The following is a 21,565-nucleotide window of genomic DNA, read 5'->3' as shown; positions in this document are numbered from 1 at the left end:
CGCTTCCCGCCGACCTTGCCGCCGCGCATGCGATGATCCTGGCGCAGCGCGAGCAGCTGACACTGGCGAAGAGCGAAGTCACCGTCGGCCGGCTGGAAATCGAACGGCTGAAGCTGATGCTGGCCAAGGCACGGCGCGAGCAGTTCGGGCAATCTTCTGAACGCGGCAGGCTGCTGGTCGAGCAGCTCGAGCTTGCCATCGAGGATCTTGAAGAGACCCAGGCCGAGCAGGAAACCAAGGCCGAGATCGCAGCACCGGAAGCCGCCAAGCAGAAGCGCACACAAAATCCGCGGCCGCCCCGGCGTTCCCTGCCAGATAACCTGCCGGTCGAACGGATCGTCGAACCCGCGCCTTGCGCCTGCGGTAAATGTGGCAGTGAGCGGCTGCACAAGCTTGGCGAGGTGGTGTCGAAATCCCTGGAATGCGAGCCGCGGCGCTGGAAGATTATCGAGCACGTCCGCGAGAAGTTCTCCTGGCGGGATTGCGAGGCGATCACGGAAGCGCCGGCGCCCTCACATCCGATCCCGCGCGGTTTTGCCGGGCCGAGCCTGCTGGCGATGGTGCTAGTCAACAAGTTCCTGCTGCATCAGCCGTTGAACCGCCAGAGCAAGACCTATGCCCGCGAAGGGATCGAGATCGATGTCTCGACACTGGCGGATCGGGTTGGCGCCTGCGTGGTGGCGCTCGACCCAATTATTGAGGCGATCCGGACCCATGTCATGAGCGCGGAACGCATCCACGCCGATGACACGACGGTGCCCGTACTCGCGAAACTGAAGACTGTCACCGGCCGGATCTGGACCTATGTTCGCGATGACCGGCCGTTTGGCGGCAAAGACCCACCGGCGGCGGCGTTCCATTACTCGCGCAGTCGTGCCGGGGAGCATCCGCAAGGCCATCTTGCTGGCTATGTGGGCCTCATGCAGGCCGATGCCTTTGATGGATACAACCAGCTCTACAAGGTTCAAAGGAAGCCGGCTCCGATCCTTGAAGCGGCCTGCTGGAGCCACGGCCGGAGGAAGTTTGTCGACCTGGTGAAACAGGGAGAGGCGCCGATCGCCAGCGAGGCCGTGCGTCGTATCGACATGCTCTTCGAGATCGATCGCAGCATTAACGGCAAAACGCCGGAGCAGCGGCTTGCCGTGCGCCGTGAACAATCGCGGCCGCTCATTGCCGAGCTTGAAATCTGGATGCGCCAGCAGCGAGCGTTGCTTTCCACCAAGAACGATACCGCCAAGGCGATCAACTACCTTCTCAACCGCTGGGAAGCGTTCACCCGCTTCCTCGACGATGGCCGCGTCTGTCTTACGAACAACGCCGCCGAACGAGCGTTGCGCGGTGTGGCGGTCGGAAGAAAGAATTGGACCTTTTGCCGGTTCAGACGCTGGCGGCCATCGTGCCGCCGCCGTCTATACCCTGATCGAAACCTGCAAGATGAACGGCGTCGATCCGCAAGCCTGGCTCGCTGACGTGCTGGCCAGGCTTGCAGATCACCCCGCCAACAAAATCGCCGACCTGCTTCCCTGGAATTGGAAGGCGAACCAACAGGCCAAGGCCGCCGTTGCCGCCTGAGCGCTTCGTGGCAGACCATCGCGCCTGCTTGGGGTGCTGGCCGGATGCGTACCCAGCATCATCTCGACACCGCGGTCGAGATCTGCCTGGCGCTTGGCCATGCTGAGCGCGTCGCCCGTGCAGGTCGTAGCAACGCAATTGACCCACTGGCCGCCATGCACGGATACCAACCGAAAAGGTGCAATCATCGGTAGTCATCGCCTCGATCGGATCGCGATCCGACCGACGAAGCCATCTCGGCGTACGCATCCGGCGTGGGCCGCGAGCTCATTGGATTATTCTGGCGGCCAGCGCTTAAGCAACTCCGGGCTTTCCTTGTACATCCGGATGAGCTCAATCAGGTTTTCGATTCCGAAGTCAGTGAAGGCCTGGATGCCATGTTCTCCGACGCCATAGACCCAGATGGCGCCGTCTTCGATATCCATTTCATTGGCAACGTCTCGCAGCCAGTCTTCGTCTTCGCCAAGATCCTCGGCGACACGGTTGATGGTGGTGACGTGATGAACCTTGTTGACGTGCATGGTTACGCAGCTCGAGCGGGTATCGCTGATGCCGACGTCCAATTCCAGGGGAGCAGTTCGTCCAGCCGATGAACTGGATGAGCGGAGATGCGGGCAAGGACGTCGGTGAGCCAGGCCTGCGGATCGATGCCGTTCATTTTTGCCGTGACGATTAGGCTGTACATGGCCGCAGCGCGCCGCCCGCCGCGATCAGAGCCGCAGAACAACCAGGCCTTTCGGCCAAGTGCGATACCTCTTAGGCCGCGTTCGGCGGCATTGTTTGAGAGGCAAACCCGCCCCTCTTCAAGGAACAGGGTGAAGCTCGCCCAGCGCTTCAGGATGTAGTTGAACGCCTTGGCCAGGTCGTGCCCACGGGACAGTTTAGCGAGCTGCTCGCGCATATAGACCTGAAGGTCCTCGACCAGGGGCCGGCTCAACGCCTGCCGCACCTGAAGGCGTTCCTCGGGGCTCCTGCCATTGATCGAGCGCTCGATCTCGAACAGCGCATCGATCCGCCGCACGACCTCGACGGCGATGGGAGAGAGCGGAATCTCCTTTTTGCCCGCAGCCTTGCGTCGCGCATTCTCTTCAATGTCGGCCATGGCAAAGAACGGGCGCCGCGCATGGACCCAGCACGCCGCTTCCTGGATCGGCCTAGGCTGGCGCCCGGCCAGATAAAGCTGGTTGTACCCGTCATAGGCGTCGGCCTGCAGGATGCCGGCATAGCCTGCCAGGTGCACCATCGGCACGCCCTCCAGAGCGTAGCGCTCGGCCTGTCGGTTCAATGGCTGATGCTGGCCGAACTTCTCGAACATGATCATGGCCAACAGGCTCGGTCCGGCCCATCCCCGGGCGATCGCATGGAACGGCGCCGGTGCCTGGCTGATCTTCTCGCAGTCGCGGCAGGAGAACTTCTCCCGCACCGTCTCGATCACCTTCCACTGGCGCGGCACTACTTCCAGCGTCCGTGTCACGTCCTCGCCGAGCTTGCGCAGGCGATGGCCGCCGCAGCACTCGCAGGCGGTCGGCGGATCGATCACCACGCGATCGCGTGGCAGATGCTCAGGAAAGGTCTGGCGCTCGGCGGGCTTGCGCGTAAATCCCCGCACCGTGGTCGTCTTGGCAACAGCCCGTTCAGCCGCCAGCTCGTCCTCGGTAGTGTCGGCCTCCAGCTCCTCGAGTGCCAAGGCCAACTGTTCGATCAGCCGCGACGAACGCTCCGACTGCTGTCCATAAATTTGGCGCTCGAGCTTGGCTATCCGAAGCTTCTGATGGACAATCAGCGCGCTGTCTTCCGACGCCTTCGCGCGGGCTACCGCGAGCTCGGCTGCAATCTCCAAGGCCTTGGCCCGCTCGACCGCCAGAGCCTCCTTCAGGGCTGCGATATCATCACGGCCAGAGTTGCGATCAGCATCCATGCGACGCAGTGAATCACAGATCGGATGCGTTGTGACTCCCCAAAAAAGGGAAGGCCGCAGATTTATTTGCTCAGCCCGCGCTTTGCGGCCGCCAACTGAGTTGCGGGTTCCTCCAATCGATGCCCTCGAGCATGTAAGCCATCTGCGCCAATGAGATCGATACCGCACCGTCCGACGCTGAAGGCCAGATGAACTTGCCGCGGTCTAGGCGTTTGGCATAGAGCGACATGCCCAACCCGTCATGCCAAAGAATCTTGACCAGATCGCCGCGGCGCCCGCGGAAGATGTAGAGATCGCCTGCATGAGGATCGCGCTTCAGGCTCTCCTGAACACCCAGCGCCAGGCTTTGCATGCCGCGGCGCATATCCGTGTGGCCGGTCGCGATCCAGACCCTGACGCCGCTGGGAATCGGGATCATCGCGTTCGTCCATCCGTCAAGGCCGCGACAGCAGCCTTCACCGTTGACGCGTCGACCACGCCCGTAATCCGCATGCGAGCCCCAGCAGCAAACTCGATCTCAATCGCGCCGCTGCTCACTGGATTGATCGGATCAGGCGTCATCTCCGGATCCGGGACCAACTTCGCTGGGACGAAGCTAAATTGTGTGCCGGTGGCATCCTTTGGCTCGGGATGAAAAGACCGGCGCCATCGCAGCAGCAGCGACCGCGAAAGGCCGTATCGCCGTGCCGTTGCCGCGACCTGGCGGGGACCCTGAAAGCTCTCCACAACGATCTTGAGCTTCTCCTCCTCAGACCAGCGCCGTCGCCGGCCTGTGTCCACCACCTGAAGCCGCTCGACTTGGGCGCTGCGCCTATCACTGTCCATAGAGACAGGTTCTTAGTCCCCAAGCCACTTCGCAAGGCGGCCGCCGCCGGAGGCGTACATCTCGGCGCGCGAGCGTACCAATTATGAGGATCGCTCATGGCCCTTCATGAGAACTGACAGGTCCGGCTTCTTGGCGCGGCCGCGCGGGGCAACCCCAGCTTTTTCGCTGGTCACGGAACCGGTTGGTGCGCCCGGCGAGGTGAGATCCTGATCGAAAATCGCGACCTCTCTTTGCCGATTCCGGGTGTTGATCCGGGATGGCAAGCAATCCGCGCTCACGAGATTGCCGATTCCTTTGCGAGTTCGTCCATTACTTGTTTGGTTGCTTGATATGCTAGGTCAACGATCTCATCAATCTCGGCTTCGGATACAACGAGAGGCGGAGCAAAACCGAGAATGTCTCCATGCGGCATCGCTCGTGCAATAAGCCCGCGATCACGAGCAGCTTTCGAGATGCGGGCGCCGACCTTCAGCTCCGGATCAAATCGCCGTTTCGACTGGCGATCCGAAACATATTCGATTGCGCCGAGTAAGCCCACGCCGCGAACTTCTCCGACGATTTCCAGTTGCGAAAACCGTTCTATGAGTCGCTTCTGAAAGTGCGCACCGACTGTTCTGGCCCGGTCGGTCAGCCGTTCCTTCTCGACTATATCGAGAACGGCATTAGCTGCGGCTGCCGCAATCGGATGGCCCGAATAGGTATATCCATGCGAGAACGCGCCGACGCGATCGGCAGCCTCCTCCATCACCCTGTAAACTCTCTCACCAACGATGGCTCCCGAGAGCGGCATGTAGCCGGATGTCAGCCCTTTGGCGACTGTCACAAGATCCGGCTTTATCCCGTACAGCGTGCTTCCGAAGTCCGCGCCGGTCCGACCGAATCCACAAATTACCTCATCGGCAATCAGAAGGACATCATAGCGACTTAGTACGGCCTGAACTTCACGCCAATAACCCGCCGGCGGCGGCGTAATGCCACCGGTGCCTAGCACCGGCTCAGCAATGAAAGCACCGATTGTTTCCGGACCCTCTCGCACGATTAGCTCTTCGAGCTCGGCGGCACGCCGGCGAGAAAAGTCCTCTTCCGTCTCGCCTGGCTCAGCGCCCCAATAGTGATGCGGTGCGCCTGTGTGCAAAATGCCCGGGAAAGGAAGGTCCATGTGATCGTGGTAGAATGACATCCCAGTCATCGAACCGGAAATCACCGAGCAGCCATGATAGCCGCGCTCGCGCGAGATGATCTTTTTCTTCTTAGGCTGACCACGTAAATTGTTGTAATACCAGACGAGCTTTGCTTGAGTCTCGTTGGCATCTGACCCGGATAGGCCGAAGAACACTTTGCTTGGCTTACCAGGCGCCATTCGCACGAGACGATCCGAGAGCGTGGCCAGCTCTTCGGTCGTGTGCGCCGCATATGTGTGGTAGTATGCCAAGCTGTATGCCTGACGCGCGATGGCTTCGGCTACCTCCGTACGGCCGTAGCCGATGTTTACACAATAAAGGCCGGCGAAGCCGTCGATGTAACTGCGTCCCTCTGCGTCCTTGATACAAATGCCTTTTCCGCCCGTAACGATCGTCGGGTCACCGATCTTACCAGTGGCGAAATCCTTGAGCTGAGTGAAAGGATGGAGAACACTCGAGCGATCCCGTTCAGCAATGGTCTTGATGTCGATCATATTGTTTCTCCTAGGCCGCCAGATCGCCGAAGCAAACGTATTTTAGTTCCATGTATTCCGCCAAGCCGTGTCGCGACCCTTCGCGACCGAGCCCAGATTGCTTCCAACCCCCGAACGGAATGGGCGGCCCGGTGAATGAAGCTGTATTGATACCGAGCATGCCGCACTCGATTTGCTCAGAAAGTCGCATCGCCCGACGTAGGCTGTCCGTGTAGATGTACCCAGCCAGCCCCATTTCGTTAGCGTTAGCTCGGGCGATGACCTCCTCTTCAGAATCGAAGGGAAGTATAGCTGCGACAGGGCCGAAGGTTTCCTCGCGAGCGATGAGCATGTCCTCAGTGACCTCGCTAAGCAGCGTCGGAGCAACGAAGTTGGCACCCAAGCTTACGCCCGGCTTCGCCGAGACGGCTCGAGCTCCCTTCTTGATCGCATCATCGATGTGGGACCTGCATTTATTTGCGACCGATAACTTGGTCATTGGCCCGATATCCGTTGCAGGCTCCAGACCATGCCCGACTTTGAGTTGGCCCATCGCCGCAGCAAACGCGTCAACGAAGCCGCTATAGATGCTTCTTTGCACGTAGATGCGGTTAGCAGCCAAACAATCCTGACCAGACGTAGCAAACTTTGCTGCCATCGCGCCCTTGACGGCTTTCTCAAGATCGACGTCGTCGAAGACCAGAAAAGGGGCATGACCGCCCAACTCTAGCGACACCTTCTTGATGCTCTCGGCTGCCCCCTCAAGAAGCAGACGACCGACCTCCGTAGAACCCGTAAACGAAAGAGCGCGTATTCTTCTGTCCTTCAGCAATGGCGCCGAAAGCTCGATCGGATTACCGACGAGCACTTGAAACACGCCGGGCGGGAACCCGGCCTCCTCGGCCAGCCTGGCAAGAGCGAGCGCAGACAGTGGAGTTTCGGGAGCAGGCTTCACGATGATCGGACAACCGGCAGCAAGAGCCGCCCCTGCCTTTCGTGTAATCATGGCGACAGGGAAATTCCACGGCGTGATCGCCGCGGCGACACCTATTGGCTGCATTCGCACTTGAAGCAGACTTCCAACCTTGTGGCTTGGGATCGTCTCTCCGTATGCGCGCTCCCCCTCTGCTGCGAACCACTCAAGAAAGCCAGCACCGTACGCGATTTCGTGGCGCGCCTCGGCGAGGGGCTTGCCCTGTTCGCTCGTTACCAGGATGGCGAGCTCTTCCGCGTGCTCGAGCATCAATGAGGCCCAAGACCTAAGGATCGCCCCTCTCCTTGCTGGCAATAATTCTCGCCAAGCCGGAAAGGACCGCTCAGCTGCGGCGATCGCCACTTCCATCTCTGCGGCGGCGCAACGAGCAACATCCGCGATCTCCTCCCCAGTTGCGGGATCGATCACAAGGTCTCGCTCTCCGCCGGTCACCCAGTGGCCGTCGACGAGCGCCCCGCCCGCGAGAAAATCGCGACGGCGCAGGTTTTGCAGGCACCTGGTAGCAAGACCGACCGGGTGCGGACTTTTTTGCCGAGTCGTTTGAAACGCCATTTGCGGGTCCCGCACGGTCATTTGTTGAAATTTCCCATGCATTCAGGATAGTGATAATGGACATTGATTTGCGTCGCATTTGTCCGTCACCCGGATGATTTCCTGCAACGCACATGCACTTTGCGATGGAATGCACCTGAAGGCTGGAGCCCAATCATGAAATACGACCGGATAGACGCCAGGATCCTCGAGATCGTGCAGAAGAATAACCGTCTGACTTCCGATGTAATCGGCGAAATGGCCGGGCTTTCTGCTACCGCGTGTCAACGGCGGCTGAAGAGACTTCGCTCGGAGCGAATCATTGAAGCCGATGTCTCGATCGTTTCGGCGAGGGCGGTCGGAAGGCCTATTCAGATGCTTGTGCTGGTGAGCCTAGAGCGAGAGCGTTCAGACATCATCGACAAGTTCAAGAAGGCCATCAAATGGTCAACTGAGGTCGTCAATGGATTCTACGTCACTGGCGACGCTGATTTCGTCCTCTACATTACTGCCCGTACCATGGAGGATTATGAGCAGTTCACGCGGCGATTCTTTTATGAGAACTCGGACATCAAGGGGTTTAAGACCATGGTCATAATGGACCGTGTGAAAACGGGCTTTGCCATTCCCATTGAGGCTCCGTCCGATGATTGACCCGCTTCTGTCCTTTTGATCGCATGTATTCTTGAGTTGTCGACCTTATGCATACCCTAATTCTGTCAGGGAGCGATGCCACGCTGTTTCATAGACATTGTTTGGGAAATTCGACGCCGCAGACGAAAGTAGTGCCGGTCGCTTGGTACACATTCACCCGGACAAGTGAATTGGCCGACATATGTAGATAGGCTTCCCGCTTGCTCATCCCGAAGTCATCGACCAACCACCGAATCATATTCACGAAGCAGTTGGTGATTGCGCGTTCGGAACTTCCCGAGTTTCGGGCCGAGTCAACCTGGATCAGAGAGTGAGGTTTTTCGATCCTGATTACTCCCGGGACCGATCTGCCTTTCAGGAGCCTCATCGAGGCCGTCACCTCAGCAGCAGTTTCATTGGCATTACCCGTCAGTTCGGAGTCGCCTTGGGAGGCATGCACGTCTCCGAAGAATAGCAGCCCGCCAGGGTGAGCTGAATTCATATAAATCCTGCTTCCCGCACAGACATCGCGGACGTCGATATTGCCACCCCACGGCCCCTGCGACTTCAGGGTATTCTCAATTCCCCGTTCCGGTGCAGTGAGGATCGTACCCAGAAAGGGCGCAAGAGGCCAGCGAACCTCTCTCCCTACATTCATCACGGCCGTGCCGTCAGCAAGCGTGCCGGAAGGTCCTGGCACATGGCTGATAACCGTTGAGAAATCGACATCGATATCGGCTAGATAGCTTAATCCCGTCAGGCGGCCCATGCCCTGCACCGTGCCAGTCCATCCCCAGTCGCGCACATCGATCTTTTCCAGGTTCACGACGATTGTGTCGCCGGGTTCGGCGCCATTCAGGTAGACGGGCCCAGCGACGGGATTAACGCGAGGATACTGCTGTGCCCTGATCCGCGGGTGCTTGAGGTCCGGGACCGAGCCTGCATCGCCTAACAAGTCCCAGAAATTGTCCAGTGTTTCTACAACGAACGACTCGCCAGGCTCGACCTGCAACTGCGGCTTCAGGTGAGCTCCAAAGTCGATAACGACGGCTTTTTCTTTAGATAATCTCTGCACTTGTTTCCTCCTCGTGAGCGAAGCTGCGCGGCGCGACATCAAGAACCAGCCCTGCGACGCTGATGTAATCTCCGGATCTCTGTTCCTACGGACGGACGTAAATGGTCTTTAAAGACGTGTAGAACTCGCGTGCGTGCTTCCCTTGCTCGCGAGCGCCGTAGGAAGACGCTTTCCGCCCCCCGAAAGGCACACGATAATCGACGCCCGCGGTGCGCGCTCGAGCCTGGCGCGAATGGAAGTCGCGTGGCCCTGTCAGCAACGAATTCGACTTCGATCATCATTCCATGTCCCTGACGCCCTCCTTCAAACGGGACGCTGACGCGATGCGAATCTGATCACGACACCGAGCAATCGATTCTTGCATGACCGAAAGCGGCTCGGGCGTAGAGTCCCAGCCGACGACATCATAACCGTACGCAGAAAACAGGACCGGCCACCTCTGGCCAATGAGCCCGCAACCCAAAACCGCAATTGTGTCGTTGCGTTCGGCCATCATCGACGGCCAATCCCGCTCGAGAAGTGACCGACGAAGCCTGCAAGGTCGGATGCAGAGAGAGAGAGAGAGAGAGAGAGAGAGAGAGAGAGAGAGAGAGAGAGAGAGAGAGAGAGAGAGAACTGAAATCGCTCCCCCATAGGCTACCTTGGTTCCCGCGGCTCGATCGGCGTGGCATCACGCAAGCCTAGAATATCCTCGAGCATTTTGGCGCCAGCGAGCAGCTGAGCCTCGCCGCGTGGTGCGGCCACCATTTGCAATCCGACCGGCAAGCCGGAGCTGGTGAAGCCGCACGGCAGTGACAGCGCCGGGCAGCAGGCCAGCGTGATCGCGTAGGCGATGGCGAGCCATTCCACGTAGTTGTCGAACCTCTTGCCGGCGCATTCGGTGACATAGCGCTCTTGCACCGGGAAAGGTTCGACGATTGTCGCGGGCGTCAACAGCAGATCGTAGGTTTTGAAAAACTCCAGCGCGCGTTCTGTCATGGCAGTGCGCTGGGTTTCAGCGCGCTCGATCTGCTCCACGGTGAGTTTCAGCCCTTCTTCGATGTTCCAGATGATCTCGGGTTTCAGCAGCTCGCGATGCTTGCGCAACAGCGCTGCCTTGCTGACCGCGAAGTCAAAGGCGCGCAACACATGGAAGCACTCGTGTGCCTCGCGAAAATCGGGATGGGCTTCTTCGACGATTGCACCCCCTTCCGCAAATCGCGCAGCGGCTTTGCGAGTGATCGCAGCCACCTGCGGATCCACCGGCGTGATGCCGAGGTCGGGCGAATAGGCCACGCGCTTTGGTCCTTTCCCTGAGCGTGCGGCCGATAAGAAGGAATGGGGCAGCTTCGGCAGCGAGAGCGGGTCAGCGGGGTGTTCGCCGCTCATCGCATCCAACAGCAGCGCGAGATCTTCGACATTGCGCGCCATCGGTCCCGGCAAGCCGAGGTTCCGGTCGACTTTGAATTTGGGTGTATGAGCAACCCGACCGATACTGGTCCGCAGCCCCACCACGCTGCAAAAGCTCGCCGGATTGCGCGTCGAGCCGCCCATGTCCGAGCCATGGGCAAGCCACGCCATACCGGTGGCCAGCGCGACCGCCGCGCCGCCCGAAGAACCGGCGGCGGAGCGCGACGTATCCCACGGATTGAGCGTTGCGCCGAACACCTCGTTGAAGGTGTTGGCGCCAGCGCCGAATTCCGGGGTGTTCGATTTGGCGTAGACCACGCCACCGTTCTCCTCCAGTCGCTCGACCAGGATGTCCGAGCGGGCCGGGACGTTATTCTTGAAGATCGGTGAACCCAAAGTGTTGCGCACGCCAGCGACGTCGGTGAGATCCTTGATCGGCACCGGCAGCCCCGCCAGAAGGCCGCGCTCCGCGACGGCCCGTTTCATCAGCGCCATGGCGTGCTCGCGCGCGCGATCGAAACACAAGATCGGCAACGCGTTGACTTTGCCGTCGATCTCGGCAATCCGTCTTTCTAGCACGTCCAAGAGATCGAGTGGCGTCACCTCGCCGCCTTTCAGCTTCTCGATGACACCGCACGCACTCTCGCGGATCAAGTTTTGCACATCAAGTCTCCGTTTGCTCCATCGTTCGGTCTTGCAGGGTTACATCTGATGACCTGCGTTTACTCAGTTGTAGCGATGAAAATCGCCGCTTTGGTCGTTCACAATTGGCTCGGCTGACCAGGCGAAGCCCCCGATCGGGATTTTGCCTCTCTGGCTGGACACCGAGCAGGGAAGGAATTGGAGATGAGAGCGCACAAGAGTCCGCATGCGGCGAGACGGGTTCGTTACGCATACGGGCATATCCGTCGCGCAGCCGCCTGGCACCACCAGCTTCCGCGCTATGTGATTTCCGCGCAGGTGCCGACATCAAGAGGCTGATGATTGACCTATCGAATCACTGCCTTCCCGCCCACAGGAAAGCTGTAACCGGGTCCGCCCCATTCGATTAGCCCCCTTCACCCGCGCCGTTTGATCGGGCGCCGCCCAAGACTACCCGCTCAGAAAGACGAAAATCGGCAAACTACCTGCGATGGCGCGCATACATCCGGCCAATTCTCGCCTTTGGCGCAGAACTTCACCGCTGAAGTCAACCCGATCGAATGCGCAACTGCTCTTGGCCCTGCAAGGCACGCCAACGTCATCTGAAGGCAACGGTTCAAGTGAAAGGGCCATCGGCTTGATCACCGGGAGGCTGATTTGGGTAGTGAACGACCGGTCGCAGCATCGAAGATTCCGGGTTGTTCACCTGGCATTGACGCATTCAGATTGGTCAAAGACGACGTTTGCAATGAATGGCGTAAAGGCGGCCATCGCAATTGAGGCTCACGCATTGCCCGGAGGCCGACATTGCTGTGTTACCCCCGCCGAATCATGCGTTTGCGCCTTTTTTCTTCGCCCACACGCACAGAACGCGAAAAATCCGCGCGGTCGATCCCGTACGTAGGGTCGCCCTTCGTCAAATAACGGTTAAGTGATCCGAATGAGGAATTTTCATCTGGCCGGCCGCTCCACGGTCCATTCCCGGAACGCCATGGTGGCGACGTCGCATCCGCAAGCCGCGTTCGCAGCGCTCGAAGTACTCAAGGAGGGCGGCACTGCAGTTGATGCGGCGGTCGCAGCCTGCGCCCTATTAGGCGTGATCGAGCCGCAGGCGACCGGTATTGGCGGCGACTGCTTTGCCTTGATCCAGCCGCGCAGCGAGGGCAAGATTTTTGCGTATAACGGCTCAGGCCGTGCGCCGAAGGTTGCGAACGCGGACTGGTATCTGGAGCGCGGCATGCACGCGGTGCCACTGACCTCGGCACATGCGGTCAGCATACCAGGTGCAATCGATGCGTGGGAGACGATCGTGCGCGCTCATGGCAGGTTCGGTCTCGACCGTCTGCTAGAACCCGCGATCAAGGCCGCCGAAGAGGGGTATGTCGTTGCGCCGCGTGTCGCGTTCGATTGGAAGAACCAGTTCGAGAAGCTGAAGAAAGGCACCAACACAGGTCGCTATCTCCTACCGAACGGCAATCCTGCGGTCGCCGGCGACGTGATCCGCCAGCCCGAACTCGGCAAGACCTTGCGGGCAATTGCAGCGAAAGGTCGCGATGCGTTCTATACTGGCGAGATCGCAGCCGATATGGTGGAGACGCTACGCGGTATTGGCGGCCTGCACACGCTGGAAGACTTTGCCACGCATACGACCGAGGTGACATCGCCGATTGGCACCGGCTACAAGGACTTCGATGTCTGGCAATGTCCGCCGAACGGGCCCGGGATCACCATGCTGGTGATGCTCAATATTCTGTCGCGATTTGATCTGATGAGATACGGCCCCCTCAGTGTCGAGCGTTTCCATCTTGAAGCGGAGGCCGCGCGGATCGCTTTTATGATGCGCGAGGAGAATGTGGCCGATCCCGCGCATGTCAAAGTGGACGTGGCGAGGATCCTCGTGAAGGAATTCGCTGAAGACTATATCAGCAAGATAAGGATGGATGGGCTGCTCGATCTGCCCAATGCGGCTCCCCCGATGAATCCTTCGACGGTCTACATCACTGTAGTCGACAGGGATCTCAACGCGTGCTCATTTATCAGCTCGATCGCGCATCAGTTCGGATCTGCGATCGTCTCGAACAGAACTGGCATCCTCCTGCAAAATCGTGCCGGCGGGTTCCGCGTCCAGCCGGGTCATCCCAATTGCATTGCGGGCGGAAAGCGGCCACTGCACACGCTCATCCCCTGCCTCGTCACCAAGAATGGCCGCGCCGTGATGCCATATGGCGTGATGGGCGGGCAATACCAGCCCGTCGGTCAGGTACACGTGCTGACGAATCTGCTGGACTATGGCTGCGATGTGCAGGAAGCAATCGATATGCCGCGCGGCCTTCATTATGAGGGCGTTTATCAGCTCGAACAGGGGGTTCCGGCTGCAGTTGTTGAGGGCCTCAAAAAGATCGGGCACAAGACGATCAACCTGCTGTCACCTCTGGGCGGAGGACAGGCGATCTGGATCGACTGGGACAAGGGCACGCTCATCGGTGGCTCAGATCCGCGCAAGGACGGCTGCGCTCTCGGTTACTGATGATTGTCGCCGGGGCCGCAGTCTTCAACGCCGGCTGATCGACGGGCGATCGCGGCGGCAATATCTCGCTCGGTGAGAGGCTTTTCCTGGTGCGCGGCGCGCTCAAGCGCTGTATTTGACCGCGTCTCGATCGCCCGCGCTACCAGTCGGTCGGCCGGATCGATAATCTCGTGGTCATCGCCCTGCCATAGACGCCTCATAGGGCGCTTGTCCGAACTCGGGACAGGCACTTGTCCGAACTCATTATCGACTCTCTCGGACCGATCGGCGGCATCAAGCCAGATGCGATCGTATGCGCAGCAGCCGCTTCAATGCCAGCTATGGCGCAATCGAACCAAGCTCAGATCGCCTCTCACGCGGCGGCCGTTCGTCTCACGAAAGTAGTCGTGGGCGAGCTTCACCCAGTACCGCTCGAGCGCACGATGTCCCAGGATTCTGCCGCTCAGACGCAGAATTTCGGCCATACCAGGCTCTGCATTAAAGGATTTCGGCTTCAAACCGTGGTATGTTTTGTGCATGACATCACAAGCCCCCCGCTCCCTCGGAGTCCTGCACCTTGAGCGCGGGCTGCCGCCCGGCGTCACACCACCAAGCCCTCTGCCCGGCTCAATGCTAAACCCGACCACCTTCAATTTCCCGATCATCTCGGAAACCGTCGCGGGAGCTTGGGTGGAAAATGTCGTGCGCGGCGATCCAGCGCTCGAGCCAGCCTTCATCGCAGCCGCCCGGCGGCTGGTCGAACGAGGAGCCGTCGCGATAAGTTCGACCTGCGGCTTCTCCATCCGACATCAGCCGGCGGTGGCCGCCTCGGTGAACGTGCCCGTGGTAATGTCGAGCCTGCTCTTCTTGCCGACGTTGCTCCGCCAGCTGCCGCCGCGCGGCAAGATCGCCGTGCTGACCTATGACTCGATGCATTGCGGCGAAGATCTGCTCGGCATCGATGACACGACCGAGCGGGCTCGGATCGTGATCGGCGGTATCGAAGGCAGCACGTTCTGGCAAGACGAGTTGAAGCGTCCAACGCCACCGATCGACGTCGGTGCTATCGAGGCAGATGTCGCCGCCTGCATCGCGCGACTCCGCGCTGAGCATCCGGCGATCGCGGCCATCCTATTCGAATGCGCGGCGTTCCCGATGGTCGCGCAGGCGATCCGCCGTATCGCGAAGTTGCCCATCTACGACATCACTGATCTCTGTCGGATAACGATGGCGTCCGTCTGCTGAGGGTATCAGAGGCGATGCTGTTTCAGCGAAATTGACAACGCGCCGTGATGAATGCGTAGGCTTTCACTTCCACTGGGCGGGAGGCCCAATCTCGCGCACGAAGGTGGCACACCAATTTTGGCGATGCGTCCGGATGTTAGCTGGCGCCATGAGGCTTTCGAACGCAAAGTGCGCAAACTAACCGAAGTTGAAGAAGCGCTTGCCCGGTTGCTAGGGGCCAAGTTTACCGGACCAACACCGATCTGGTCCAGGAACAAACCCTCGGAGGCAAAGCAGGCGTTGATATGACGGATTCGCCGAAGCGCCAGACGTTCAGTGCCGACGGCATCACCGCGCCGCTCCGCCATGCCACCTTTCGGCGCATCTGGCTGGCGAGCCTGCTCTCCAATCTGGGAGCCCTGATTCGGAGCGTGGGCGCCGCTTGGGCGATGACGCAGATGACATCGGCGGCCGACATGGTAGCACTGGTGCAGACCGCGCTGATGCTGCCGGTCATGCTGATCTCGATGCCGGCCGGCGCGATCGCCGATATGCGTGACCGGCGCATCGTGGCGCTCGTCTCGCTCACTATCTCGCTCGCAGGCGCGACCGCATTGACGACGCTCGCCTGGCTCGGTCTGGTCACGCCAAACTTGTTGCTGGTGCTGTGCTTTGTGGTCGGCAGCGGCGTGGCGCTAATGGACCCTGCCTGGCAATCCTCGGTCAGCGAGCAGGTGCCCTCGGAAGCGCTGCCCGCCGCAGTCGCGCTGAACAGCATCAGTTACAATATCGCGCGCAGCGTGGGCCCGGCGATCGGCGGGATCGTCGTTGCGGCCGCCGGCGCAGTGGCTGCGTTCGCGCTCAACGCGCTGCTATATCTGCCGCTGATGCTTGCTCTGTTCCTGTGGAAACGCGGCACTGAACCCTCACGCCTGCCGCCTGAGAAACTCAACCGCGCCATCGTTTCAGGCGTGCGCTACATCATCAATTCGCCATCGATCAAGATTGTGTTGACCCGCTCCATGGTTACGGGGGTGATCGGCGGGGCGATCATTGCGCTGATGCCGCTGGTCGCGCGCGATCTCCTGCATGGAGGCGCCGAGACCTATGGCATCATGCTCGGCGCCTTTGGTTTGGGCGCGGTGGTCGGTGCGCTCAACATCACCGAGGTGCGAAAGCGGATGAGCGGTGAGGCAGCGATCCGCGCCTGCGCGCTGTCCATGGGTGGGGCGTTTGCCGCAGTGGCGCTGAGCCGCGAGCCGGTCTTGACGGCGGCCGCGCTGGTTTTGGCAGGGGCCGTCTGGATGATGACATGGGTGCTTTTCAGCGTTGGCGTGCAGCTGTCGGCTCCGCGCTGGGTGGCTGGGCGATCGCTCGCAGCCTATCAGGCAGCGAGTTCGGGCGGGATCGCCGTTGGTAGCTGGGGATGGGGCCGTCTGACCGATGTCGCTGGCGTCGACACGGCGCTCCTGGTCACGGCCGCCTTGATGCTCGCCTCCCCGCTCCTCGGGCTGTGGCTGCCCATGCCGCGCATCAACGCGCGGGACGAAGAGCCTGAGATGCTCGAGGATCCCAAGGTGCGGCTGGCGCTGACCGGACGCAGCGGGCCGCTTGTGGTGGAGATCGAATATCGGATCAGGCAAGAGAACGCGCGGGCCTTCCATAATTTGATGCAGGACGTCCAGCTGTTTCGCCAGCGCAACGGCGCCTATGGCTGGTCGATTGCCCGCGATATTGCCGATCCCGAACTGTGGACGGAGCGCTATCACTGCCCGACATGGCTCGATTATTTGCGCCAGCGCAACCGCTCGACCCAGTCGGAGCGCGCGCTGGATCGGCAAGCTGAGGCTTTCCACGTCGGTCCTGAGCCCGTGCACGTCCGACGCATGCTGGAGCGCCCGTTCGGATCGGTGCGCTGGAAGGAGGAGGCGCCCGACCGCGCCGCGAACAGCGCTTTGCCTGGAATTTGCAAGCGCCGTGGAGAGCAGTAGCTGGCGTTCGTTGAATCCAAAAAATTTGATGCCTCTGATGGAAGCAAAAAGGGGCGGATGCCAGCGCAGCGCGAACGCTTACAGCTCATCCATTTGCAGCCCTGTCGCAACGAAAGGCGACGCCCGCACCAGCAAGTCTGTGAGGCTCAAGAACAAGGAGCATGGGTCATCAGCTGCTCGACCGCCAATGACCAAAGCGAGGGTACCGGCCGCCAACTGCCGCCGCATCTTCATCGGCTACGTGTTCCTGTCGCTAGTGACCTGAAACATCGGCACGTCGGGATCACTGCCCCGTTGAGCTCTGCGTTCCAAGACGACTCAGCTTGAGTAGCGGACTTGTAGCTTCCAAAAAACGGGCCACTCCCGAAGGAGTGGCCCGCCAAGTCAGGGAGGAAAAGTCCCCTAGGAGCCTGTCCAGTTAGCTTTGGGAAGGCAGTTTTATCTTGATAATGGCGGCTCAGGCGGCCCTTGCGAGCTTGACGAGGTTGTGAGCGGTGCAGATGAGCGCCCATTCTGCGCTGACCTTTTCGATGCCGCGCAGCAGGAATTGCCTGAACCCTCTTGCCTGTTTGATCTGTCCGAAGACGGCTTCGCGATCTGCTTGCGCAAGCGGTAGCGACTTCGGTAGCCGGCGTGCTTGAGCTTGGTGCTCATCCTGGCGATCAGCGAGCCGGGTCTTGAAGCCTTTTTCGCGGTGGCGGATTTGGTGCCGTGCTTCTGCCTTCCGGTGGCGATGTAGCCCTCGATGCGCCGCCGTTTGATCGTGCGAAGATTGGCGTCGGAGCAGTAGCCGGCGTCGGCCGATACTTCGTCGGGATTGGTCCCCAGATTGGCCCTGATCCCGTCGAGCAACGGCGCCAGTTGCGCCTGATCGCTGGAGGAACTGGTCAGCGTCTGCGCCACGATGATCTGATGGGCACCATCGACCGCGGCCTGGGCGTTGTAGCCCTGGATGTAACCGTCCTTGGTCTTCAGGATGCGGCTTTCCGGGTCGGTGAAATTGCGTTGCGCCTTGCCGTCGGGCTCCGTATTCGGCGGCGCGGACGTCTTGCCGTTCTTTTTGCCCCCTTCGGCGATGCGGCGCTCCTCGGCTTCGGCCCGCGCCTTGCGCTCCGCCTCGGCTGCGGCCTTGGCTTCGGCCTCCAGCGCGGCCTTGGCCTCGCGGATCTTCTCAAGCCGCTTCTGCTTGTCGGCCACCCAATCGGGCATCTCGTCGCCGCGCTTGTCGCCGTAGAGCTTATCCTCCTGCGCATCGGCGGCCTCCGCCGCCTTGAGCCAGCGGTCGACCTCCGCTGCAAGCTCCGCTTCCCGCTTCTTCATGCGATCATAGCTCATCGCCTTGTGCTTGGACGCGTTCGCCTTGATCTTGGTGCCGTCGAGCGCAACGTGCCCGAGCTTCACCAACCCGGCCTTCTCGGCCAGCTTCAACACCTGCACGAACAGGTCGGCCAGCGCCTTAAGATGCCGCCGCCGGAACTCCGAGATCGTGCGGAAGTCCGGCGCATCGCCCGCCACGATCATCATGAAATCCGCCCGCTCCACCGCCGCCCTGGCGATCCGCCGCGACGAGTAGATACCGCTCGCGTAGCCGTGCAGAAGCAGCGCCGTCAGCATCCGAGGATCGACAGCGGCTGCCCCAGCCCGCTTCGGTAGCTGCCTAGGATCGCCGATAGATCAAGGCTTTCCCTGACCAGCGACACGATCAGCCGCGAAACGTGGTCCCTCGGCACATAATCCTGCACGCTCGGCGGCAGAAGCTGGGCCTCGTCGATCTTCCAGGGACGAAATTCCTTGCTCATGGCTGCGCAAGGAATCAGACTCGCTCCCTCTTGACCAGTCACTACTGAGACAGGCTCCTAGCGGACCTCTGAGATCAGGCCGCAGCCTGCTCGATCGGTGAGAATGGTAGGTCAAGACTTTCAGCCACGGCCTTATAAGTCAGCCGGCCACGATAAACATTGAGACCCGCCCGAAGATGGGGATTTTCGAGTACGGCCGAAAATCCCTTGTTGGCGAGAGCCAAACCCAAAAGGCAGTGTGGCGTTGTTCAGTGCCTGGCTTGAGGTGAGCGAGACAGCTCCCGGCATATTCGCCACGCAATAGTGAATGACGCCATCCACCTTATAAGTCGGATCATCATGGGTGGTCGGGCGCGAAGTCTCAAAGCAGCCACCTTGATCAATCGCAACGTCGACAATCACCGAGCCCTTCCGCATCGAGCTCAACATTTTACGGCTGACCAGTTTCGGCGCGCTCGCTCCGGGCACAAGCACCGCGCCGATTACGACGTCTGCCGCAAATACCTCTTCCTCGACGTTGTCGATCGTCGAGAACCTGGTGCGAACGCGCCCGTGGAATTGTTCATCCAGCTCGCGAAGCCGGGGTATCGAACGATCGAGGATTGTGACCTCGGCACCCAAGCCCGCCGCCATGCGTGCCGCATGCGTACCGACGACGCCGCCTCCGATGACCACGATACGAGCTGGCTGGACACCCGGTATGCCACCGATGAGCAGCCCGCGCCCGCCGGCATACCGCATCAGGGCCGCACCGGCCGCTTCGATCGCAAGCCTGCCTGCGACCTCGCTCATCGGCGCAAGCAGCGGAAGGCCGCCGTGCGCATCAGTGACGGTTTCGTAGGCGATTGCCGTGCACCCAGACTTAATCAGGCCTTTAGCCTGCTCCGGGTCCGGCGCCAGATGTAGATAGGTGAAAAGAATCTGGTTCTCTCGCAGCTGCGTCCATTCGGGCGGCTGGGGCTCCTTCACCTTTACAATCATCTCGCTCGAAGCGAACACCTCGCGAGCGAAGCGTTGCGCCGGCCTTACGATAATTGTCGTCGCTAGCGCCAATACCGGCGCCGGCGTTGGTCTCGACCAGCACGGTATGGCCGGCAGCCACATATTCGCGGACGGCGCCAGGCGTCAGGCCCACGCGGTATTCGTGCGTCTTGATCTCCTTGGGAACACCGACCTTCAGTTGGAATCTCCTAAGCTGCAGAACACGTTCTAATCGGAATTGCGAAACAAACCCGCAGCGAGAGGCGACCAAATCGCGCAGAAATTCAACAATTTGTTGCGCTGAAGCGCAGGATTTCGCACAGCGGACGACAAGCTCGATCCGACAACTCTCGCGGGCGGATTAGCCAGGCTGAAATCTCGTTCGAATGAGAACATCCAGCACTGGGATCGCCCGCGAGTGACGTACTGGAAGAATGAAGGATACCGCAGAGTCGTAAGCTTCCGAGGAAAGACGCCTTGCGGCGGACTGTCCTGATGGTTGAGAACTGTACGTATGGACAGCCATACGATCAGCGCGCTGAATCGACTTGAGGTGGTGGATACGGGCCGGCGGCGGCGTTGGTCTGAGGAGGAAAGGCGCGGATTGTTTTGGAAAGCATGTCCGAGCAGCGTCTGGTTGCGGCGACGGCGCGTCGATATGGCCTGTCGCGTTCTCTGCTGGTGACCTGGCGAAGGGCATTCGCACCGAACGGAGCCCAATCCGGGGCTGGCTTTGTCAGAGCGGTTGTGGCGGAGGATGGGCCGGTTAGGTCAGTGGCGCTTTCGTCGCAGGGCGCGACATCGCATGCGACGGAGCGGCGAATTGAGATCGAGCTGACAGGTGGACGGCGCATCATTGTCGACGCGAGCGTCGACGTTGAGGCGCTTGGCAGGATCGTCGGGGTTCTGGATCGGCGATGATTCCAATCCCTACAGGAGTTCGGGTGTGGTTGGCGACGGGCCATACCGACATGCGCAAAGGCTTCGCTTCTTTGTCGTTGCAAGTGCAAGAGGTGCTGCGCCGCGATCCGCTGAGCGGTCATTTGTTCTGCTTCCGCGGACGCAGAGGCGATCTCTTGAAGGAGAGGAGGCCGCAGACCGCTTCAGTAGGGATCATGGACTGCGCTCATGACTTTGCTCGACCGAGCTACGCCATGGGGGACACGACCTTTCTCACTGCCGCCCCGTCGCGTTCTCGATTAACTCGCGCTGTGATTTCATCACACCGCTATTTGCTGCGATATTGCTTCACTGCCGCTCAGTATCGGTCCCGATAGGCGCCGCGCCGCTGGCGCGCGAACACGTACTGGGGATTGATCCCGCAATAGGCGTTAGTACCGCTCGCGCTGGCCATGCATTGGGCGTAGCTGGAGAATTGGCAATTACCGGGATAGCCCCATATGCGCCCTTGCAAGCAGTAGCTGTCCGGCCCAGGAGGCGCGGACGAAAAATCATAGGCCTGAGCCCGGGCTTGCCCTGCTGCCAAAACCATACCCACCGTCAGAATTGTCAAAGCCAAAGTGCGCATTGGAACCTCCTCGAAATAGGCAGTGGGCAAATATTGAATCCAAGTCAATTGACGTTCTCGCTCACAAATACGCAGGTGGTAGTCCGGAATAGGTTAACTGTAGTTCCAAGCGGATTTCCGGATCAGCGAATGAGTTAGATAAAGCGACAATATCCAACTGCTGGTTCAGTGTCGGCGCCCCAATGTTGTCTACTAAGAAGGGCAAATCCCTCGCTTCAAAAATAACGCGGGATCGAAAGCTGACCGAGATAGATGGCCATGTTCGCGCAGATGAATGGAGTATCACTAATGCAGTAGATTGA

19 protein-coding genes and 5 pseudogenes are annotated in these 21,565 nt (G+C 60.2%); 7 read left to right on the top strand and 17 right to left on the bottom strand.

From position 1 onward, the window contains the following. Positions 1 to 32 precede the first annotated feature (32 nt). Positions 33 to 1,572 (top strand): IS66 family transposase gene (tnpC, locus tag RX328_RS09775; protein ID WP_409410915.1). Its coding sequence is split into 2 segments (ribosomal slippage): positions 33 to 1,367 and positions 1,369 to 1,572, totalling 1,539 coding nucleotides; the frame shifts between segments, so codons are not numbered across the junction. A 53-nt stretch (positions 1,573 to 1,625) separates the two neighbouring features. Here the strand turns inward: tnpC (RX328_RS09775) and RX328_RS09770 are convergent. From RX328_RS09770 to RX328_RS09740, 7 genes and pseudogenes are all read right to left on the bottom strand, one after another. Continuing rightward, positions 1,626 to 1,779 (bottom strand): annotated as a pseudogene (locus RX328_RS09770) (M20/M25/M40 family metallo-hydrolase); the annotation flags it as partial. Positions 1,780 to 1,847: 68 nt separating this feature from the next. Then, positions 1,848 to 2,093: a hypothetical protein gene (locus tag RX328_RS09765; protein WP_213256920.1), complete on the bottom strand. Its 246-nt coding sequence runs from the start codon at positions 2,091 to 2,093 to the stop codon at positions 1,848 to 1,850. Positions 2,094 to 2,095: 2 nt separating this feature from the next. Beyond that, entirely contained in the window at positions 2,096 to 3,490 is a 1,395-nt protein-coding gene (tnpC, locus tag RX328_RS09760) for an IS66 family transposase (protein ID WP_213256921.1), read from the bottom strand. Between the two features lie 70 nt (positions 3,491 to 3,560). Further along, positions 3,561 to 3,908 (bottom strand): IS66 family insertion sequence element accessory protein TnpB, encoded by a 348-nt coding sequence (gene tnpB, locus RX328_RS09755; protein WP_108523229.1) that lies wholly within the window; start codon positions 3,906 to 3,908, stop codon positions 3,561 to 3,563. Continuing rightward, entirely contained in the window at positions 3,905 to 4,315 is a 411-nt protein-coding gene (gene tnpA / locus RX328_RS09750) for an IS66-like element accessory protein TnpA (RefSeq protein WP_213256923.1), read from the bottom strand. Before tnpA ends, tnpB (RX328_RS09755) begins: the two co-directional genes overlap by 4 nt. A gap of 275 nt (positions 4,316 to 4,590) precedes the next feature. Beyond that, positions 4,591 to 5,991 (bottom strand): aminotransferase, encoded by a 1,401-nt coding sequence (locus RX328_RS09745; protein ID WP_213256924.1) that lies wholly within the window; start codon positions 5,989 to 5,991, stop codon positions 4,591 to 4,593. Between the two features lie 10 nt (positions 5,992 to 6,001). Further along, the gene (locus tag RX328_RS09740) at positions 6,002 to 7,516 is read right to left on the bottom strand and encodes an NAD-dependent succinate-semialdehyde dehydrogenase (protein ID WP_213256940.1); all 1,515 of its coding nucleotides are present in this window, start codon (positions 7,514 to 7,516) and stop codon (positions 6,002 to 6,004) included. Positions 7,517 to 7,672: 156 nt separating this feature from the next. Here RX328_RS09740 and RX328_RS09735 point away from each other — a divergent pair, with 156 nt between their 5' ends. Further along, complete coding sequence (locus RX328_RS09735; RefSeq protein ID WP_213256932.1) at positions 7,673 to 8,149, top strand: Lrp/AsnC family transcriptional regulator; 477 nt, start codon at positions 7,673 to 7,675, stop codon at positions 8,147 to 8,149. An 88-nt stretch (positions 8,150 to 8,237) separates the two neighbouring features. Here RX328_RS09735 and RX328_RS09730 read toward each other — a convergent pair whose 3' ends face one another. From RX328_RS09730 to RX328_RS09720, 4 genes and pseudogenes are all read right to left on the bottom strand, one after another. Next, positions 8,238 to 9,203, bottom strand: coding sequence for an acetamidase/formamidase family protein (locus RX328_RS09730; protein ID WP_213256934.1), 966 nt, complete (start codon positions 9,201 to 9,203; stop codon positions 8,238 to 8,240). Positions 9,204 to 9,288: 85 nt separating this feature from the next. Continuing rightward, a pseudogene (locus RX328_RS09725) lies at positions 9,289 to 9,414 on the bottom strand (aldehyde dehydrogenase family protein); the annotation flags it as partial. A 66-nt stretch (positions 9,415 to 9,480) separates the two neighbouring features. After that, positions 9,481 to 9,696 (bottom strand): 3-hydroxyacyl-CoA dehydrogenase NAD-binding domain-containing protein, encoded by a 216-nt coding sequence (locus RX328_RS43400; protein WP_410734057.1) that lies wholly within the window; start codon positions 9,694 to 9,696, stop codon positions 9,481 to 9,483. A gap of 143 nt (positions 9,697 to 9,839) precedes the next feature. Then, positions 9,840 to 11,255, bottom strand: a complete 1,416-nt coding sequence (locus tag RX328_RS09720; protein WP_213257333.1) for an amidase — start codon at positions 11,253 to 11,255, stop codon at positions 9,840 to 9,842. Between the two features lie 919 nt (positions 11,256 to 12,174). Here RX328_RS09720 and ggt point away from each other — a divergent pair. Beyond that, on the top strand, positions 12,175 to 13,761 hold the full coding sequence (ggt, locus tag RX328_RS09715; RefSeq protein WP_213257335.1) for a gamma-glutamyltransferase: 1,587 nt from the start codon (positions 12,175 to 12,177) through the stop codon (positions 13,759 to 13,761). Here the strand turns inward: ggt and RX328_RS09710 are convergent. After that, positions 13,755 to 13,961 (bottom strand): hypothetical protein, encoded by a 207-nt coding sequence (locus RX328_RS09710; RefSeq protein ID WP_213257337.1) that lies wholly within the window; start codon positions 13,959 to 13,961, stop codon positions 13,755 to 13,757. The genes ggt and RX328_RS09710 overlap by 7 nt on opposite strands. Positions 13,962 to 14,277: 316 nt before the next feature. Between RX328_RS09710 and RX328_RS09705 the strand changes: the two genes are divergently transcribed. Together RX328_RS09705 and RX328_RS09700 are read left to right on the top strand one after the other, a co-directional pair. Next, the gene (locus tag RX328_RS09705) at positions 14,278 to 14,985 is read left to right on the top strand and encodes a hypothetical protein (protein WP_213257339.1); all 708 of its coding nucleotides are present in this window, start codon (positions 14,278 to 14,280) and stop codon (positions 14,983 to 14,985) included. A gap of 284 nt (positions 14,986 to 15,269) precedes the next feature. Further along, complete coding sequence (locus RX328_RS09700; RefSeq protein WP_213257341.1) at positions 15,270 to 16,955, top strand: MFS transporter; 1,686 nt, start codon at positions 15,270 to 15,272, stop codon at positions 16,953 to 16,955. A 469-nt stretch (positions 16,956 to 17,424) separates the two neighbouring features. Here the strand turns inward: RX328_RS09700 and RX328_RS43395 are convergent. The 4 genes and pseudogenes from RX328_RS43395 to ald form a co-directional block, all read right to left on the bottom strand. Further along, a pseudogene (locus tag RX328_RS43395) lies at positions 17,425 to 17,658 on the bottom strand (transposase); the annotation flags it as partial. Further along, positions 17,610 to 18,569 (bottom strand): annotated as a pseudogene (locus RX328_RS09695) (transposase); the annotation flags it as partial. The pseudogenes RX328_RS43395 and RX328_RS09695, both read right to left, overlap by 49 nt. After that, positions 18,563 to 18,754 carry a hypothetical protein gene (locus tag RX328_RS43390; RefSeq protein WP_410734039.1) on the bottom strand — a complete coding sequence of 64 codons (192 nt, stop codon included), beginning with the start codon at positions 18,752 to 18,754 and terminating at the stop codon, positions 18,563 to 18,565. The pseudogene RX328_RS09695 and the gene RX328_RS43390, both read right to left, overlap by 7 nt. A gap of 74 nt (positions 18,755 to 18,828) precedes the next feature. Continuing rightward, a pseudogene (gene ald / locus RX328_RS09690) lies at positions 18,829 to 19,934 on the bottom strand (alanine dehydrogenase). A 419-nt stretch (positions 19,935 to 20,353) separates the two neighbouring features. Here ald and RX328_RS09685 point away from each other — a divergent pair. Together RX328_RS09685 and tnpB (RX328_RS43385) are read left to right on the top strand one after the other, a co-directional pair. After that, the gene (locus RX328_RS09685; protein WP_312018138.1) at positions 20,354 to 20,656 is read left to right on the top strand and encodes an IS66 family insertion sequence element accessory protein TnpB; all 303 of its coding nucleotides are present in this window, start codon (positions 20,354 to 20,356) and stop codon (positions 20,654 to 20,656) included. After that, complete coding sequence (tnpB, locus tag RX328_RS43385; protein WP_213256381.1) at positions 20,653 to 21,012, top strand: IS66 family insertion sequence element accessory protein TnpB; 360 nt, start codon at positions 20,653 to 20,655, stop codon at positions 21,010 to 21,012. The genes RX328_RS09685 and tnpB (RX328_RS43385) overlap by 4 nt, the downstream gene beginning before the upstream one ends. On the opposite strand, the gene RX328_RS09675 is transcribed toward tnpB (RX328_RS43385), so the two are convergent. Further along, complete coding sequence (locus RX328_RS09675) at positions 20,994 to 21,263, bottom strand: DUF3551 domain-containing protein (RefSeq protein WP_213256383.1); 270 nt, start codon at positions 21,261 to 21,263, stop codon at positions 20,994 to 20,996. The two genes, tnpB (RX328_RS43385) and RX328_RS09675, sit on opposite strands and share 19 nt — an antisense overlap. Positions 21,264 to 21,565: the final 302 nt, after the last annotated feature.

It is taken from the genome of Bradyrhizobium sp. sBnM-33 (assembly GCF_032917945.1).
Classification (GTDB): domain Bacteria; phylum Pseudomonadota; class Alphaproteobacteria; order Rhizobiales; family Xanthobacteraceae; genus Bradyrhizobium.
The sequence above is the reverse complement of the archived record's forward strand: the minus strand, read 5'-3'. Positions and strand labels throughout refer to the sequence as shown.

Bases quoted from the DNA above. Each gene is read 5' to 3' on its own strand.
- ggt (WP_213257335.1), top strand. From the start codon at position 12,175: ATGAGGAATTTTCATCTGGCCGGCCGCTCCACGGTCCATTCCCGGAAC.
- RX328_RS43400 (WP_410734057.1), bottom strand. From the start codon at position 9,696: ATGGCCGAACGCAACGACACAATTGCGGTTTTGGGTTGCGGGCTCATT.
- tnpA (WP_213256923.1), bottom strand. From the start codon at position 4,315: ATGGACAGTGATAGGCGCAGCGCCCAAGTCGAGCGGCTTCAGGTGGTG.
- RX328_RS43390 (WP_410734039.1), bottom strand. From the start codon at position 18,754: ATGAGCAAGGAATTTCGTCCCTGGAAGATCGACGAGGCCCAGCTTCTG.
- RX328_RS09705 (WP_213257339.1), top strand. From the start codon at position 14,278: ATGACATCACAAGCCCCCCGCTCCCTCGGAGTCCTGCACCTTGAGCGC.
- RX328_RS09735 (WP_213256932.1), top strand. From the start codon at position 7,673: ATGAAATACGACCGGATAGACGCCAGGATCCTCGAGATCGTGCAGAAG.
- RX328_RS09740 (WP_213256940.1), bottom strand. From the start codon at position 7,516: ATGGCGTTTCAAACGACTCGGCAAAAAAGTCCGCACCCGGTCGGTCTT.
- RX328_RS09700 (WP_213257341.1), top strand. From the start codon at position 15,270: ATGACGGATTCGCCGAAGCGCCAGACGTTCAGTGCCGACGGCATCACC.
- tnpB (WP_108523229.1), bottom strand. From the start codon at position 3,908: ATGATCCCGATTCCCAGCGGCGTCAGGGTCTGGATCGCGACCGGCCAC.
- tnpC (WP_213256921.1), bottom strand. From the start codon at position 3,490: ATGGATGCTGATCGCAACTCTGGCCGTGATGATATCGCAGCCCTGAAG.
- RX328_RS09765 (WP_213256920.1), bottom strand. From the start codon at position 2,093: ATGCACGTCAACAAGGTTCATCACGTCACCACCATCAACCGTGTCGCC.
- tnpB (WP_213256381.1), top strand. From the start codon at position 20,653: ATGATTCCAATCCCTACAGGAGTTCGGGTGTGGTTGGCGACGGGCCAT.
- RX328_RS09710 (WP_213257337.1), bottom strand. From the start codon at position 13,961: ATGAGGCGTCTATGGCAGGGCGATGACCACGAGATTATCGATCCGGCC.
- RX328_RS09745 (WP_213256924.1), bottom strand. From the start codon at position 5,991: ATGATCGACATCAAGACCATTGCTGAACGGGATCGCTCGAGTGTTCTC.
- RX328_RS09685 (WP_312018138.1), top strand. From the start codon at position 20,354: ATGTCCGAGCAGCGTCTGGTTGCGGCGACGGCGCGTCGATATGGCCTG.
- RX328_RS09675 (WP_213256383.1), bottom strand. From the start codon at position 21,263: ATGCGCACTTTGGCTTTGACAATTCTGACGGTGGGTATGGTTTTGGCA.